Source organism: Gemmatimonadales bacterium (assembly GCA_036500345.1).
Lineage (GTDB): Bacteria > Gemmatimonadota > Gemmatimonadetes > Gemmatimonadales > GWC2-71-9 > Palsa-1233.
The window spans coordinates 1-15,114 of the sequence record DASYCE010000028.1; the positions used below are offsets into that span (position 1 = coordinate 1).

Here is a 15,114-nt window from a genome sequence, read left to right on the forward strand (position 1 = left end):
AACTACATCACGACGATGCTGCGCCTGGCGGGATTCGATCACGCCGATCTTCGCGCCGGCGCCGTGCTCGCACTCGAAATCTCGATCGCCGGCACGCAGGCAACGCACGAGGCTACCGAGAATGACCACAACGCCGACCACGTCTGGATGCCGGCGGACTTCGTGCGCAACGCTCCCGGCATCGACTGGCCGGCGTTCCTCGCGGCGGCCGGACTCGACACGACGGCAGGGATCGTCGCCTGGCAACCGAGCGCCGTCACCGGAATGGCATCGCTGGTGGCGTCGGAACCGGTGGCGATGTGGCAGGACTATCTCCGCTTTCACCTCCTCGACGACAACGCCGATATCCTGCCGCATCAGTTCGCCGACGCCGCACGTACGATGCACGACGCGATCAGCAGCGCGCCCGCCCCGGCGTCGCGAGCGCAACGGGCGCTCGATGCCACCATGGCTGCGATGAGCGACGAGATCGGCCCGGTGTACGCCGAGCGGTATTTCCCGGCAGACCAGAAGCGTCGCGTACAGGACGCGGTCGCCGGCGTGGCTGCGGCGTTTGCGCGACGCGTCGCGTCGGCAACCTGGATGTCCGCGGCTACCCGCTCGCTGGCGCTGGAGAAGCTCCGCACGTTGTACATCGGGATCGGCTATCCGGAACGATGGCCGGCTGACACCGCGCTGGTGATCGATCCGCACGATCCCGTCGGCAATCTCGGGCGGGTTGCTGCGGAGCGTCGGCGTCGCGCGGTGTCACAGATCGGGCTGCCGGTCGATCGATCCGACTGGTGGATCGCGCCGCAAACCGTCGGCGCCATCCTCATCTTCCAGCAGAACGCCTATGAATTTTCCGCCGGACTGCTGCAGCCTCCCCGCTATGATCCGCGGGGCTCTGACGCGGCGACGTACGGCGCCATCGGTGCGATCATCGGCCACGACATCAGTCATTTCATCGACCGCCTCGGTGCGGAGTACGACACGACGGGGGCGATGCGTCGCTGGTGGCAGGGCGATGAACTTGCGCGCTTCGATTCACTCGCCAGGCCACTCGTGGACCAATTCTCCCAGTATCACCCATTCCCTGACGCATCGGTCAACGGGGCACTCACCGCATCGGAGAATATCGCCGACCTCGCCGGTCTCTCTGCGGCGCTCGACGCATTCCACAATTCCATCGGCGCCCGGGCGAGTGACACGGCGTATGTCGCACCGCTGGATCGCGAGTTCTTCCTTGCCTTTGCGAGGAGCTGGCGAGTTCGCTTGAGCGACTCGGCGATGCGCGCGCAACTCGGCCAGGATCACGCGCCCGAGATGTATCGCGTCGCGACGGTGCGGAATCTCGACGCCTGGTATCGCGCGTTCGGCGTGAAACCCGGCGATCGGCTCTATCTCCCACCCGCCGCACGCGTACGGATCTGGTAGCAGTCGATGCGTGTCACCGCGTGTGAATTGCCGCACGAGCCGAATGTGCTCGCCGCGGCCTGGGCGAAGCTCTGCGAGCACAGCTGGCGTCACGAGTCGGAACTGGTCCTGCTTCCGGAGCTTGCGATGGTCGAGCCGCTGTGGGACGCTCCGGCGTTCGACGCCGCGCGGTGGGAGCGTGCGGAAGAAGCGAGCGAACGATGGCTGGCGCTGTTGCGCGAGCTGCACGCCAGGCAGGTCATCGGTACCGGTCCGATTACCATCGGGGGGAAGCGATACAACCAGGGATTCTGCTGGTCGGCGTCGGATGGCCTGCGGCCGTTGCGGCGGAAGTTTCATCTCCCGTCACAACCCGGCGAATGGGAGACACGCTGGTTCGACCGAGGCGACGCCGAGTTTCCGGAGTTTCGTTCCGGCGAGCTGGTGTTCGGACTCAACATCTGCAGCGAATTGTGGGCGTTGGAGAGTTACGCCGGCTATGCGGCCGGTGATGCCCAGGTGATCTTCGCGCCGCGCGCGACAGCTGCCGCCACTGTGGCGAAATGGTTGGCGGTCGGTGTGGTGGCAGCAGTGCGCTCGGGGGCGTATTGCGTTTCATCCAACCGCGTCGACGCCGCCGGCAATTGCGGCGGCGTCGGCTGGATCATTTCGCCGGACGGAACAATCCTCGCGACGACGAGTGCGGCAACTCCGTGCATTACCGTCGATCTTGATCTCGCCGCGCCGGCGGCGGCGCGCCGGAGTTACCCGCGTTATCTGTTCAACGGACCCGGCCCCACGGCGGCGCAAGGGGATTTCGCCGAACGCCGCCGCATCGCGTGAGCCACCAGTTCACTGCTGATGATCCTTCGCCTGTTCGCGGTCGACCGACAGCGTCGGCTGATTGCCGGCGCCCATCGTGGCCGTGACGGTGTACCTGGTGTCGCCTGCGAGTGATTGCGTCCGGGTTGCCGTGGCGGTATCGCCTTCGATCTTGAGTGAGAAGGTCACCATCGTGTCGGTCACCGTGGCAAAATCGGTCTGCGATCCGGCGGCCACACTTTCGAAGAGCACCTTGTTATTCGCCGACAGCGTGGCGATGTGGCTCATCCCGAGACGATTCGCGAATCGTACCGAGCTCGACGGGAGGATCTTGGGGCCCGCCATTGCCATCGTCGCCACTGCCGCTGCAGCGAGTGAGATTGCATATGCTGCACGCATCGTGTCCACTCCAGCTGAAAGGCACAGTGGGGGACGACGCGCTTCCGTCTCGGGTCACATCGCGGCGAGGAGCTCCTGGCCGATCCGCTGCATGTCGGCAAAGGTCGCCTCGATGTCGGCGATGGTGGTGCGATGCGAACAGATCGACAGGCGCTGCGTCACCCGCCCGCGAATGCGCGTCGTCATCGCAAAGGCGAGGAGGCGATGCTGCAGCTCGTCGGAGATCCGCTGATTGAGTTCGTCGAGCAGTGCATCGTTGCCACGCAAGGCCCTGGGCGCCCAGCGGAAAGCGTAGATGTAGAGCACTGGTGCCGGCTGGACCACTTCGAAATCGTCGGACTCGCTCACCAGCTCATGCAGCCGAGTGGCGCACTTCATCGTCTGGCGGAAGAAGGTCCGCATCCCTTCGGCGCCGTAATAGCGCAGCGTCATCCAGACCTTGAGCGCGCGCCAGCAGCGCGACAACTGCGGCCCGTAGTCGAAGAAGTTGAGGCCGTCGTATTCGTTCTCGCGCGCCGGAAGGAGGTAGGTCGCCTGCATCGACCAGGCGCGCCGCATGGCGTGCTCGTCGCGCACGAGGACGCACCCTGCTTCGTACGGGACACCGAGCCACTTGTGTGCGTCGAACGACACGGAGTCCGCCTCGCCAAGTGCACCGAGGAGCGGTTGCAGTTCGGGAAGCATCCCGCCCAGGGCGCCGCACGCGCCGTCGAGATGGAGCCACAGGTTCTGTCGGCGGGCGATCTCCACCAGCGCAGGGATGTCGTCGATCGTGCCGACGTTGATCGATCCGACGTGGCCGACAATGCAGAACGGCGTCATTCCAGCGGCGCGGTCGGCGTCGATCATCTGCTCGAGCGCGGCGGTGTTGATGGTGAAATCGTCATTCGACGGGACGCCGCGGAGCGCGGCGCGGCCAAGGCCGAGGAGGTCGACCGCGCGCACCAGCGACACGTGGGTTTCGTGGTCGGCCATGTAGACGGTCAACGGTCCGGCGCTACCGCGTCCCTGTACGCCGTGCGTGCCGATATCCCAGTCGGCCTTGGCGACCATCGCCGTGCGCAGCGCCGCGACGTTGGCCATCGTGCCGCCGCTGAGCAGGACACCGGCGCAATCCCTGGGATATCCGATCAGCTCGGCGAGCCAGCGCACGGTGCAGCGCTCGATCTCCGTCGCCGCGGGCGACGCACGCCACCCGCCGCAGTTGGGATTGAGCGTGCTCGCCATTGCATCGGCGAGGGCGCCGATCTGACTCCCCGATCCGTTCACGAAGCCGAACCATCGCGCAGATCCCTGCCGCGATGAATTGGGAATGATCTTGTCGCGCCAGTCGGCGAGGATCGTGCTTACCGGCTCGGCCTGCTCCGGCGGCGGACCGCTGAAGAGCGCAGCGACTTCATCGGGCTTGCACGCCGGAAAGGCCGGAGCGGTGTCGAGCTCGGAGAAATACTGGGCGAGAAGATCGATGACGTCGTGACCCAGCGCCGTGAATTCGGCGGCGGGAAGATCGGGATGAAGATCGGGCACGTCCGCTCCGCAAGGTGGTGAATGACCAGACTCGCGGAGCATTATCGCCGGTTACCGCCGGATCGGCCACCGCAGAACGGATCGGGTATCGGGCAACGACCAGTCAGGGCATCGTGTCACCCGGCGGTCGGTCGCGTTCCACAGCCAGTTCCGGGCGAACGCCGTTGCCATACGTTGCGGTCACGGTGTAGTACGATCCCGCCGCGAACTTGTAATTGGTCGATGCGGCAGCCGAGTCGCCGGCTCGCAACACCAGGGTGAGATGCATGATGGTGTCGTTGAGCGCCGAATACGCGGTGGTTTCATTCGGCCGGACATCGCCGAAGATGACGGCGCCGTTCGCCGCCAGCGACCAGTTCCGGTTTCCGGAGAGATGGTTGGTGAAACGCACTTCGGCGTCGAGCCTCGGCGGCTGCGAGGCGTGGCGAGTCGCGCCGGCACCCACTGTCGCGGCGATTGCGGCGAGAGACGCCGCATAGAATCCGAGCTGCATCGTTCCTCCTTGCGGCCCATGGGGCACGCTTCGCCATGGGTGACGCAGGGGAGACAGCGGCGATCACAGCGGGTGGATCGGTATCGGGCGCTTCCTTGACGCGATTCTTACCGACTGGTGGGGGCTGTCGGGCCGCCGACAATTGCCGTGGTATTGCGAACGCGTCACGGGGATTTTCCGGACCATCGCCGCACCATCGGACGCGCTAGCTTGGTCGCGTTGGCGGCCTGCCTCCGGGGTCCAACTCGATGGAGTGCAAACGCTTCCATCGCGGGAGCCGTCGATCGGGCTCCTCCTGAGTACGGCCTTCGCGGGGCTCCGCAGCGTCGCACCGGAATCTCCTGGCCCCGAGGCGGGGCTGGTTCCGTGCTCTTCGTTCGAGATCGGCGCGGTGCCCTCTCTGCGAATCGCTATCCCCACCGTCGGTACCGACCGTTAATCTGAAAGGGTTCTGCAGCCGGCCCATCACCACGGAGGAACAATGCGCTCTCATCTGTTCGCTGCAGTCGTCGGTGTCTCCGCCCTGGTCGCATGCAGCGGCACGTCCGTTCCCGATCCGCCCAGCGTGTCGGGGACGTGGGACTTCACCTATTCCTCAGTATCCAGCCAGACAATCACCTGTCACGGGAAGTTGAAGATCGCCATCACGCAGACGGGCGAAGATTTCACCGGCCAGCAGGTTGGTGCCGGGATCGTGGGATGTGCCGGCGCGACACCGGCACTCACGACGATCGCAGCCAACGACACCGACCTCGTGCTCGGCAACGAGGTGCTTCATGCCGGGCGTTCCGACAACGGAGATGTCGCCTTCGTGCTGGAGGAGCTGCAGACGCAGGATCACGGGTCGCTCACGTCATCGACGACGATGTCGGGAACGTCGACGTGGACGCTGCCGGTCGAGCCCGCCGGCTCCGTCATCCTCCACGGAAACTGGACCGCGACCAAGGAATAGCCCGGTCGACCATCGCGGCATGCGGCTAGTTTGTCCGCATGCCGCGATCACGTGATGCCACGCGCCTCGGGGGCGTACGCAAGAGCAGGAGCGCCTCCCACGCGCGGGCACGCCGAGAGCTTTCGGCGCGGCACGAGCGGCTCGCACGGCTCTGCACCCTGGCACATCCGATCGAGCGGATCATCCCCGACCAGCGACCGCTGTCGCATCTGGTCGTCCGCACCATCGTGGGCCAGCTGGTCTCCACGGCGGCGGCCCGGAGCATCATGAACACGCTCCTCGCTGCGCACGGCGACATCGACGGCATCATTGCGTGGGCGATGGCGACGCCAGAGGACGCGCCGGTATCACATTCGCTCTCGCGGGCCAAACGCAAGGCGATTGCGCATTGGGGATTCTTTCTGGCCGAGCAGGGCGATCCACGCGCGCGATGGAGCGTGCTCGACGCCGATCAGCTCGTCGCCGAGATCATGACCCTTCGCGGGCTGGGGCGATGGAGCGCCCACATGGTTGCGATCTTCGGCTTTGGCCACCCGCGGATCTGGCCCGAAGGCGATGCCGGCGTCATGCGCGCCGCACGGGTGGTGTTCAAGGGAATGCGCGCGCCCACCGTCCGCAGGCTGATCGAGGGGCACGAAACCCACGTCGCCCTCTGCTGCTGGGCGCTCCTCGACAAGGGGAAGCTGGAGCGATTCTGACGGGGTCGGCGCGGCGCGGCCGCCGCACCGATCGGAAGGGAGCTACTTCTCGCGATAGCCGCGCATCGCCGCGACCACATTCGCGACGACGAAAATCACGATGATGCTGGCGATGAATGCCAGGATCCACGCGTATTCCGGCAGCTTGTGATAGAGCGCGTGATACATCGAACAACTCCATGGTCCGCGGTTCGCTGATCGACCGGTCGCCGGTACCCGGCGGCCTCCGGTAACATAGCCACCGGCCCCGGGTTCGGCACCGGGTCCTGGCTACTCGGTAGTGTCCCAGGTTGAGCCAGGACTGTCCCCTACTCGTCGCTGGCGACGGTGATCCCCGCGATGTGTACCGACAGGGAATGATTGACCCGAAATCCCACCACGCCATCGACGACCAGTTCGCTGCGGGGACGGGTCGTCACCGGCGTTCCGTTGACCGCGAATTCCACCGAATCGGGGGTCGCGTGCACGGAGAGGACATTCTCCACGTTGCCGCTGTCTCCCGCCGGTACCGTCCTGATCGCGCTCGACGGCGTCCAGTCGACCACCGTCGAGACCCGGTTTCCCGATCGCCGCTTGAGGAGATAGGTCCCGTTGTCGGCGACGACGAAATAGACGTACGCCTGACTTGGCCCCGAGAGGTCGCGCCCACCCACGATGACGCCGTATCCCTCGGGGTCACTCCCCGGAGGACCGAAGAAATAGGTGTCGAGTGTCGTGGTGAAGTTCCCCGACGCAGCCATCTCCGGTTTGAAGAAGATCGCGTGGACCGGCCCGGTGGCGACGTGCCAGCCGGGGTTCATCGGCGTCAGCGTCAACTTGCTGACATCAGCCGTGGGATCGTCCGGCCGGACGGTCCAACCGCTCAACCGGGTGAGATGGACCGGCCTGGGATTGCTGCAGCCCGTGGCGATGCCCAGCAGCAGCGCGGCGATCGGCGGGAAGATGCGCATCGCGAGACCTCTGCGGCGTTGGATGACTGTCGCGAATCTACCCGGTAACGAAGCCGGGCGAGAGCCCGCGACGTACCGTTTCAGGACAGTGAGTGTCTCAGCCTTGGACAGAGGGGAGCCGTATATTCTCTGGATTCGGGATCATCGAAGCCGGCAGTCTGACGAGTCACTCGTCGAACAATTCCGCCACACCATGCGGGACAGGGGTTATTCCGGATGAAGGCTGCGTGACCGACACGCTGGTCGAGCATCTCCAGCACGCCCTCGGCGATGCCTACACCATCGAGCGCGAGCTCGAGGGTGGCGGGATGAGCCGCGTCTTCGTGGCGCGCGAGCACGCGCTCGGCCGCGAGGTGGTCATCAAGGTGCTCCCGCCGGATCTTGCCGCCGGGGTCAATCGCGACCGCTTCCGTCGCGAAGTCCAGCTCGCCGCCCGGCTGTCGCATCCGTACATCGTGCCGTTGCTCCATGCCGGTGAGGATGGCGAGCTCCTCTGGTTCACCATGCCCTACATCGCCGGTGAGTCACTCCGCACACGATTGCAGCGGGGCGGGCCATTGCCGCTCGCCGAAGTCATCCGCCTGCTGCGCGACGTGGTCGAAGCGCTTGCCTACGCGCACTCGCGCGGCGTGGTGCACCGAGACATCAAGCCGGCCAACATCCTCTCCGACGGCCAGCATGCGCTGGTCACCGATTTCGGCGTGGCGAAGGCGCTGAACGCCGCGCTTCCGATGACCGGTCCGGGGCACACGACCTCGGGGATGGCGATTGGCACGCCGGCATACATGGCGCCGGAACAACTCGCGGCCGATCCCGAAGCCGATCAGCGAGTCGATATCTACGCAGTCGGGCTGCTGGCCTACGAACTGTTGAGCGGCGCGAGCCCGTTCGCGGCACCATCGCCCACCGCGACGATGACCGCGCAGCTGACCCGCGTGCCGTCGCCGCTGCACGAGCTGCGGTCCGATGTTCCCGAAGCATTTTCGCGACTGGTGCAGCATTGCCTCGCCAAGTCGCCGGAAGACCGGCCGCCGAACGCCGAAGCGATTCTCGCCGAACTCGACCAGATCTCTGGCGCGCTTGCTGCCCACGCGCACCGCGGCGGCGAAGCGCTGCGCCCCAGGGCATCGTCGGTGCCGCTGGTCCTCGCGACGATCGCCGTCGTGGTGCTCGTCGCCGGCGGATTCTGGTGGACGCAGCGTCATGCGATCAACGCGGTCACGCGAGACAGCACCGTTGGCCGCGTCGGGTCGGGCGACACCAGCGACGCAGCCACGATCACCAAGCCGATGACGCACGCCGATTCGCTCGCGATCGCCGAGGCGTTCCGCGATCAACTGAAACAGCTCGACCCGAAGTACGCCAGGAAGCCGCCGGCGAAGAGCGTCGATTCCATGCCGCTCGACATCCAGATCGAGCGCACCGATTCACTGGTGCGCGCGCGGCTGCGCGAATACGCGGCGCAACTTCCCATGGCCGTCCGCCCGCCGGCGGCGAACGTCGTTCCGCCGGGAGGTACTCCGAGCGCACCAACAATCCCGAACGTGGCGGCGACGGTCAGCGGGACACGCTCACTGACGATCGTGCTGCCGGGGCGTCACGGGCCCGACTCGGCCCTCGAGCACGACATCGCCTCCGAACTGGAGCGTCGGCTCACGCGCTTCGGTGAATGGGACAAGGTGACGATCGACAGCAGCTGGCGGGGGAACCGTGCACCGGGAACCGGGCCATCCGACGCGTATATCTATCTCAATCTTCGGCACGGCAGCAACGATTCGGTGACGTTGTCGCTGTACATCCGCAACGCCGCGCCGGGAACGAGCTTCGGCTATAACGCGCTCAACAGCGACCCGGTCTACCGGCCGACCGGAGCCGCGCCGTTCGGCAGCACGATCCGGCGCGCCGGCCAATTGCTGGGGCAGTTGCGACGCCTCCCACCGGGGCAGCCCTGGTCGCAGGACATGGGGCGCGGCGGGCCGTCGTCGTATATCGAGGTCAATCCCGGTATGGGGCGCGGATTCACGCTGCGGATGGATTCGCTGCGGCACATCGGCGATTCGATCCGGGCGCACGGCTATCGCCCCCCGCCTCACCGGGATTCAGTGCCGTAATCCGGCACGCCGCGGTGCGGCCTATCGCACCAGCAGCAATCCGACCCGACCTCCAAACCCATCATCGCCTGACGGCAGGCCAGCCGGCGGTTGCCACGCCCCACCGTTGGTGCTGAGCTCCACGCGATACACTCCGGCAACTGCGGGGAGGACGATTTCCCATCGTCCGTCACCAGTGCGCTTGAGGGTTTGTGCGCGCCACTCGGTGAGATCGCCGGTGAGCGATGCGGTGTGCGTCGAATCCGGGAGCATCAGGTAGAGATGGACGGTCGATGCATTCTCTCGCACCACCGACGCGAGCGCGGCCGGTTGAGGTACGACGGCCGTCTCGGCGGTGTGGTGAATCAGATCGAGCTTGACCCCGGCGGTGGTGTATCCGCCGCCGCGCGACGCCAGCATCGGGTCTGCCGCGAGTTGTCCCGCGCGAACCACGACCGACAGGATCGGCGTGATCCGCATGGCGCCTTCTCCCTCCCACCACGTCTCGGGAGTGACACTCACGCCGAATCGCCGGCCTGCCCGCGCGTTCATCGACCAGAGCCCGTGGTCCCACGCCATCCGGACGGCAAAGTCGCGAATATCGTGGAACGAGCCGGTGCCGAGGGAGTCGCTGTTTCCGGCAATCGGCGGCGCATCACCACGGATTGACGACACCGGGATGCGATTGCTGGTGCTCTGCCACGACGCACCGAAGTGCCACGCCTTGAGATGAAGCTCTGCGTCGAGCATCGGCCGCGACCACGAACTGTTCTGCGCGCCGATCCACGCCATCCCCTCGTCCCACGCCGCGCGTGCCGTCACCGGACCGATGGTGCGTTCCGCGCCGATCTCGCCCGCCGCGGTGGTGGCCCACGGCTCGGCGATGCTCTGACCGCTTTCAACGACAGGTCCGGCGTCAAGCGACCAACCCGCGGCGGTCGTCCGGTAGTGCGCCGCGCCGCTGAACCGACCTTCGACGCCGAGGCCTACGTGATCATCGACGCCGCCGTCGAACGACAGACGGAATCGAGGTGTCGAGGAGAGGAACGCGCTGGAGATGCGCGTCAGCGAACTCGACGGAAGCTGATCGAGCCGCGATTGGCCGCTGCCGGTTTCGAGCGAGAACTGCGCGGCAAGCGGCGCGGTGTACGCTGCCAGCGCAACGAGAACGATCGTCGTGGTCTTCATTCCATGTCTCCGCTTCCCGCGGGGGGGTGTCCCCGTTTGCCGGCCGCATCGTTGGTCAGGCGGACGTAGTCGCCGTCACTGGCGCGACGCTTGGCGAGATCCGTGACGGTGCGCCACGCCTGCGCCGTGCTCACTCCGCTCGCCACCAGATCGAGGTATGCGCCAAGTGGCGCTGTCAGCGGCTGGCCGCCGCGCAGTTGCCGGAGTTCGGCGAGTCGCGTGCCGGGCACGCCGGCCTGCAGCGCGGCAGCGGCGGTGGTGAGCTCCGGTACGCTCGCGCCGGGGCCGAGAGTTGCCTGCGCGGTGTGCAGCGCGTCGCGAAGCCGGTCGAGTGCGTCGACGATGCGGTCGAGCGGGACGCTCTTGGCCTGCCCTTCGAGCGCACGCAACACCAACGGATCGGTCGGGAGATTCTCGCGGCCCGCGCTGTCGATCAACGCGGTGAGGCGCGCTGCGTCGCTGGCCGAAAATCGCGCGCCGATCCGCGGATCCTGTGCCCGCGCCGGCGAGGCGGCCGCCATGAGAACGAAGGTCAACAGACCGGTCCGCATCCTATTCCCTCACCACCGTGACCACCGAAGTGGGACGGCCGAAGTCGTCGGGCGCATTCGCGGCCCGCGCATCGGCTCGCCATTCATCCTGATTGACAAGATACGCGAAGCGGTAGCGACCGGGGGCGAGGCGGACCGTAGCCGTCCACTCCCCACCGGTGGCCCGATGCAGTTCGACGCGGTCGGTGCGCCAGTCGGTGAAATCGCCGACCAGGGCAACGGAGTGGACCGCCGGTGCCGTGAGTGCGAACGTGACCGCAGTACCATCGTGCTGCCTCAAGAGGAAATCAGCGATGCCGATCGCCACCACGAGCATCGCCACGCGGATGCCGCGCGCAATGGTGCGGCGTCGCGCGCGGCGTCGCGCTCGCTCCGGGAGTCCGGGTGTCACGTTGACCGGGCGGCGCAGCGCATCCACCGCACGTCGCAGCGGATCGTCGGGAGAAAGTTCGTCGCTCATCGCTTCACCTCCGCAAGTTGTTGGCGCAGTTCCTGGCACGCGCGAGCCACCCGCATCTTGAGCGCCGGGATGCTGGCGCCGGTACTCAGCGACATCTCCTGATACTCGAGCCCTTCGACGTGCTTGAGCAGGAATGCTTCGCGGAGCACCGGTGAGAGCGCGGCGAGTGCCGCATTGATCTCTGCCAGCCACTCCGGTCCCGATTCGGCATCGGACGCCGCGGTGGCGGCAATGGCGTATTCGGCTTCGCGGCCCGACACGAACGGCCACCATCGGCGCCGCTTCGACCGGCAGCGGTTGACCGCGATCCGGAAAAGCCACGCCTCCATCCGCTCCGGCCTGGTCCCTTTGCGGATGGCGCGTTCGGCACGAAGAAAGACATCCTGGAGGACCTCATCCGCGTCGGCCGCGGAGCGGAGAAAGTGCGTGGCAAAGCGCATCAGCGCCGGCGAATACTTCGCCATGAGCTGACCGAGTGCCTCGCTGTCGCCCCGGGCGATCCGGTCGACCAGTTCTTGATCTGTCGCCGTCACCTATGCCAGACCCCGCGCGTTCGACGAGGGTCACATGTGACTCCGGGGGGGCACCGGGAGTCCTTGCTGTATCGACCGTCAGCTCTCCACACACCCGAGGCTCTCATGCGTGTCCCGATTCTTGTCCGCGGCGCCCTCGCCGTGATGCTCGCCACCGCCTGTACCGACAGCGTCCCGGTGCCATCGGGGAGCGTTTCGCTGCGGATCGTCAACGCCCTCACCGCGTCCGGCGCTCAGCTCAAGGTCGACCAGGCCGGCGTCACCCTTCCGGCAATCGGCCAATCGACGTCGGTCCTCGTCGCTCCGGGGTCGCACCACCTGCAACTCAATGGGTCGGGCGGCGCGTCGCTGGTCGATACGAATGTGTCGGTGAATCCGAACGGCAACCAGACCGTGGTCCTCACAGGGCCGGGTGCGGTGTCGGTGGCCACAGACACCAATACCACGAATCCCGGAAACGGCGGCTACAAGTCGATTGTCGGGAGCGTGCTGCTGGTCAACTCGGCGCCGGGGGTCGGACCATTCGACGTGGTCGTCTACCAGGCCAACAGCGACTCAGTCTATCACTTCGGCAGCTTTGCATACGGGGCCGGATCGCAGCCTCCGCCGGCGCCATACGGCTTCTACATCCCATTCGTTCCGGCCACCTACACCTTCACGGTGGCGAATCCGGGCAGCAATACGGCGCTCGCATCGACGGAGCTCACCCTCGCCACCGATGACAAGTGGACGGTGCTCCTCACCAAGTCCGTCGAAGGCGACCTGGTCCTGACCGCCACGAAGCAGTAGCGCGGATCACTGGCCGAGAATCATCGCGAACACGAGCGGCGCCACGATGCTGGCGTCGCTCTCGATGATGTACTTCGGCGTGTCGATGCCGAGCTTCCCCCAGGTGATCTTCTCGTTGGGAACGGCGCCCGAGTACGATCCGTAGCTCGTCGTCGAATCGCTGATCTGGCAGAAATACGCCCAGACCGGAATGTCCTCGCGTTGCAGGTCCTGATGGAGCATCGGGACGACGCAGATCGGGAAGTCACCGGCGATCCCGCCGCCGATCTGGAAGAAGCCAATCCCTGCGCCATTGGCGTTCGCCATGTACCACTCGGCGAGCGTCATCATGTACTCGATCCCGGTGCGCACCGTGTGGACGTTCTTCACGTCCTTCGTGATGCAATGTCCCGAATACATGTTGCCGAGCGTCGAATCTTCCCAGCCGGGAACCCAGATCGGCAGGTTTCGCTCGCACGCCGCGAGCATCCACGAATGCTTCGGATCGATCTGGTAATGCTGCTCGAGCTTTCCGCTGCGCAGCACGCGATAGAAGAACTCGTGCGGGAAGTAGCGCTCGCCTGCCGTATCGGCCGCGACCCATTCTTCGAGCACCGCGCCTTCGAGGCGGCGCATCGCTTCCATCTCGGGTATGCAGGTGTCGGTGACCCGATTCATGTGCCGGTCGAGGAGCGCCTTCTCCTCGTGCGGCGTGAGGTCCCGGTAGTGTGGCACGCGTTCGTAGTAATCGTGCGCAACGAGATTGAAGATGTCTTCCTCGAGATTCGCGCCGGTGCAGGTGATCGCCTGGACCTTGTCCTGACGGATCATCTCGGCGAGCGAGAGTCCGAGCTCTGCCGTACTCATCGCACCGGCGAGGGTGATCATCATCTTGCCGCCGCGGCCAAGATGCGCGACGTAGCCGTCGGTGGCATCGATGACGGTCGCGGCGTTGAAATGGCGGTAGTGATGCCGCAGGAAGTCGGAGATCGGACGGGTCGTCACTGGCGCAGCCCTGGCTGAGGTCGATGATCGCCCACCGACCGGCTGCGGCGGGCGGCAAAAGATAGCGCGATCGGCGTGGGGAGCCGTGACTGCTGTGGCCGCCGTTACGTTGCTCCGATGCCTCTCGGCGGCACATTCACCGCGTTCGCAAGCACGACTCCCGGGCTCGAAACGATCCTCGCCGGCGAACTCGCCGCGATCGGCGCTGTCCCTGGCCGCGCCGAGCCTGGCGGCATCGAATTCGACGCCACGCCATCGTTGCTCGCCCGGGCGCTCCTATCGCTTCGCACGGCGCACCGCATCACGGTGCGCCTGGCGACATTCCACGCGCGGACGTTCGGGGAGCTGGAACGTCACGCGGCAACCGTTCCATGGACGGAGTTCGTCGCGAAAGGCGGCGCCGTCCACTTCCGGGTCACGTCGAAGAAATCAAAGCTCTACCATCAGGACGCCATCGCCGAGCGGCTCGAGCGCGCAGCGTTGAGCGCGTCGTCGGGCGTGACGGCGGTGCGCGCCCCCTCATCCGCCGAGGCGATGGAAGAGGATCTCGAGCGGGTCCCTGCGATGCAGCGGATCGTGATTCGCGTGATGCGCGATGCGGTGACCCTTTCCGCCGACGCGAGCGGAGCGCTGCTGCATCGACGAGGGTATCGCCAGGCCGTGGCCAAGGCACCGCTGCGCGAAACGCTCGCTGCAGCGCTGGTCATCGCCAGCGGGTGGCATCCGGAGGTGCCGCTGCTCGATCCACTCTGCGGGTCGGGGACGATCGCGATCGAAGCCGCGATGATCGCGCGCCGGATGGTGCCCGGGCGTGCCAGACGATTCGCGGCGGAGCGATGGCCGGGCTTCGGTCCGATCTTCGAGATCGCCAGGCGGGAGGCGCTGGCGGCTGAACTTGCCGCTGCATCGTCGGTGATCATCGGCCGCGACCGCGATGCGGGCGCGATCGACGCCGCGCGATCGAACGCCGAACGCGCCGGGGTCGCGGCCGACGTGAATTTCGGGCTCGGCGCCCTCTCTGCTACGCCCGATGATGCTGCGCCCGGATACGTCGTGACCAATCCGCCGTACGGTACGCGGATCGGCGAACGTGCCAAGCTCAGGGACCTCTATGCCACGATCGGTCAGCTGATGCGGGCGCGCCTGCCGCGGTCGTCGCTGACGATGCTCACCGCCGACCGCGTTCTCGAAGGGCACACGGCGCTGGCGTTTGATGAGCTGTTCCGCACCACCAACGGCGGGATTCCGGTGCACGCCGTCCGCGCCTTCGGACGTTCGTGACG

17 protein-coding genes are annotated in these 15,114 nt (G+C 66.4%); 7 read left to right on the top strand and 10 right to left on the bottom strand.

What is annotated here, in order from left to right:
• Together VGM20_12585 and VGM20_12590 are read left to right on the top strand one after the other, a co-directional pair.
• The coding region (locus VGM20_12585; GenBank protein ID HEY4101701.1) for a M13 family metallopeptidase at positions 1-1,416 on the top strand (1,416 nt) is incomplete at its 5' end.
• A 6-nt stretch (positions 1,417-1,422) separates the two neighbouring features.
• Positions 1,423-2,238, top strand: coding sequence for a carbon-nitrogen hydrolase family protein (locus VGM20_12590; protein HEY4101702.1), 816 nt, complete (start codon positions 1,423-1,425; stop codon positions 2,236-2,238).
• A 9-nt stretch (positions 2,239-2,247) separates the two neighbouring features.
• On the opposite strand, the gene VGM20_12595 is transcribed toward VGM20_12590, so the two are convergent.
• The 3 genes from VGM20_12595 to VGM20_12605 all read right to left on the bottom strand — a co-directional run bounded on the left by VGM20_12595 (position 2,248) and on the right by VGM20_12605 (position 4,636).
• Positions 2,248-2,616, bottom strand: a complete 369-nt coding sequence (locus VGM20_12595; protein ID HEY4101703.1) for a hypothetical protein — start codon at positions 2,614-2,616, stop codon at positions 2,248-2,250.
• A gap of 54 nt (positions 2,617-2,670) precedes the next feature.
• Entirely contained in the window at positions 2,671-4,143 is a 1,473-nt protein-coding gene (locus tag VGM20_12600) for a pyridoxal-dependent decarboxylase (GenBank protein HEY4101704.1), read from the bottom strand.
• Between the two features lie 103 nt (positions 4,144-4,246).
• Entirely contained in the window at positions 4,247-4,636 is a 390-nt protein-coding gene (locus tag VGM20_12605; GenBank protein ID HEY4101705.1) for a hypothetical protein, read from the bottom strand.
• Positions 4,637-5,117: 481 nt separating this feature from the next.
• Between VGM20_12605 and VGM20_12610 the strand changes: the two genes are divergently transcribed.
• Positions 5,118-5,588, top strand: a complete 471-nt coding sequence (locus tag VGM20_12610) for a hypothetical protein (protein HEY4101706.1) — start codon at positions 5,118-5,120, stop codon at positions 5,586-5,588.
• Positions 5,589-5,626: 38 nt separating this feature from the next.
• Positions 5,627-6,286, top strand: coding sequence for a hypothetical protein (locus VGM20_12615; GenBank protein HEY4101707.1), 660 nt, complete (start codon positions 5,627-5,629; stop codon positions 6,284-6,286).
• Positions 6,287-6,328: 42 nt separating this feature from the next.
• Here the strand turns inward: VGM20_12615 and VGM20_12620 are convergent, their stop codons facing one another.
• Positions 6,329-6,454, bottom strand: coding sequence for a hypothetical protein (locus VGM20_12620; GenBank protein ID HEY4101708.1), 126 nt, complete (start codon positions 6,452-6,454; stop codon positions 6,329-6,331).
• A gap of 140 nt (positions 6,455-6,594) precedes the next feature.
• Positions 6,595-7,236 (bottom strand): hypothetical protein, encoded by a 642-nt coding sequence (locus tag VGM20_12625; protein ID HEY4101709.1) that lies wholly within the window; start codon positions 7,234-7,236, stop codon positions 6,595-6,597.
• A gap of 227 nt (positions 7,237-7,463) precedes the next feature.
• On the opposite strand from VGM20_12625, the gene VGM20_12630 reads away from it, so the two are divergent.
• Entirely contained in the window at positions 7,464-9,347 is a 1,884-nt protein-coding gene (locus tag VGM20_12630) for a serine/threonine-protein kinase (GenBank protein HEY4101710.1), read from the top strand.
• Positions 9,348-9,368: 21 nt separating this feature from the next.
• On the opposite strand, the gene VGM20_12635 is transcribed toward VGM20_12630, so the two are convergent.
• Genes VGM20_12635 through VGM20_12650 form a run of 4 tightly spaced genes read right to left on the bottom strand, consistent with a single transcriptional unit; the run spans position 9,369 to position 12,058 of the window.
• Positions 9,369-10,514, bottom strand: coding sequence for a hypothetical protein (locus tag VGM20_12635; protein HEY4101711.1), 1,146 nt, complete (start codon positions 10,512-10,514; stop codon positions 9,369-9,371).
• A complete protein-coding gene (locus VGM20_12640; GenBank protein HEY4101712.1) occupies positions 10,511-11,035 on the bottom strand; it encodes a hypothetical protein in 525 nt (174 codons plus the stop codon). Before VGM20_12640 ends, VGM20_12635 begins: the two co-directional genes overlap by 4 nt.
• A 31-nt stretch (positions 11,036-11,066) precedes the next feature.
• Positions 11,067-11,525: an isoamylase early set domain-containing protein gene (locus VGM20_12645; protein ID HEY4101713.1), complete on the bottom strand. Its 459-nt coding sequence runs from the start codon at positions 11,523-11,525 to the stop codon at positions 11,067-11,069.
• Entirely contained in the window at positions 11,522-12,058 is a 537-nt protein-coding gene (locus VGM20_12650) for an RNA polymerase sigma factor (GenBank protein ID HEY4101714.1), read from the bottom strand. The genes VGM20_12645 and VGM20_12650 overlap by 4 nt, the downstream gene beginning before the upstream one ends.
• Before the next feature lie 105 nt (positions 12,059-12,163).
• On the opposite strand from VGM20_12650, the gene VGM20_12655 reads away from it, so the two are divergent.
• Positions 12,164-12,847: a hypothetical protein gene (locus VGM20_12655; GenBank protein HEY4101715.1), complete on the top strand. Its 684-nt coding sequence runs from the start codon at positions 12,164-12,166 to the stop codon at positions 12,845-12,847.
• Between the two features lie 6 nt (positions 12,848-12,853).
• Here the strand turns inward: VGM20_12655 and VGM20_12660 are convergent, their stop codons facing one another.
• On the bottom strand, positions 12,854-13,831 hold the full coding sequence (locus tag VGM20_12660; protein ID HEY4101716.1) for a deoxyhypusine synthase family protein: 978 nt from the start codon (positions 13,829-13,831) through the stop codon (positions 12,854-12,856).
• 117 nt (positions 13,832-13,948) lie between these two features.
• On the opposite strand from VGM20_12660, the gene VGM20_12665 reads away from it, so the two are divergent.
• A complete protein-coding gene (locus VGM20_12665) occupies positions 13,949-15,112 on the top strand; it encodes a hypothetical protein (GenBank protein HEY4101717.1) in 1,164 nt (387 codons plus the stop codon).
• Positions 15,113-15,114 lie beyond the last annotated feature (2 nt).

Coding starts and splice junctions, on each gene's coding strand:
- VGM20_12635 (HEY4101711.1), bottom strand. CDS start 10,514: ATGAAGACCACGACGATCGTTCTCGTTGCGCTGGCAGCGTACACCGCG.
- VGM20_12590 (HEY4101702.1), top strand. CDS start 1,423: ATGCGTGTCACCGCGTGTGAATTGCCGCACGAGCCGAATGTGCTCGCC.
- VGM20_12625 (HEY4101709.1), bottom strand. CDS start 7,236: ATGCGCATCTTCCCGCCGATCGCCGCGCTGCTGCTGGGCATCGCCACG.
- VGM20_12665 (HEY4101717.1), top strand. CDS start 13,949: ATGCCTCTCGGCGGCACATTCACCGCGTTCGCAAGCACGACTCCCGGG.
- VGM20_12645 (HEY4101713.1), bottom strand. CDS start 11,525: ATGAGCGACGAACTTTCTCCCGACGATCCGCTGCGACGTGCGGTGGAT.
- VGM20_12620 (HEY4101708.1), bottom strand. CDS start 6,454: ATGTATCACGCGCTCTATCACAAGCTGCCGGAATACGCGTGGATCCTG.
- VGM20_12615 (HEY4101707.1), top strand. CDS start 5,627: ATGCCGCGATCACGTGATGCCACGCGCCTCGGGGGCGTACGCAAGAGC.
- VGM20_12595 (HEY4101703.1), bottom strand. CDS start 2,616: ATGCGTGCAGCATATGCAATCTCACTCGCTGCAGCGGCAGTGGCGACG.
- VGM20_12655 (HEY4101715.1), top strand. CDS start 12,164: ATGCGTGTCCCGATTCTTGTCCGCGGCGCCCTCGCCGTGATGCTCGCC.
- VGM20_12640 (HEY4101712.1), bottom strand. CDS start 11,035: ATGGCGGCCGCCTCGCCGGCGCGGGCACAGGATCCGCGGATCGGCGCG.
- VGM20_12610 (HEY4101706.1), top strand. CDS start 5,118: ATGCGCTCTCATCTGTTCGCTGCAGTCGTCGGTGTCTCCGCCCTGGTC.
- VGM20_12605 (HEY4101705.1), bottom strand. CDS start 4,636: ATGCAGCTCGGATTCTATGCGGCGTCTCTCGCCGCAATCGCCGCGACA.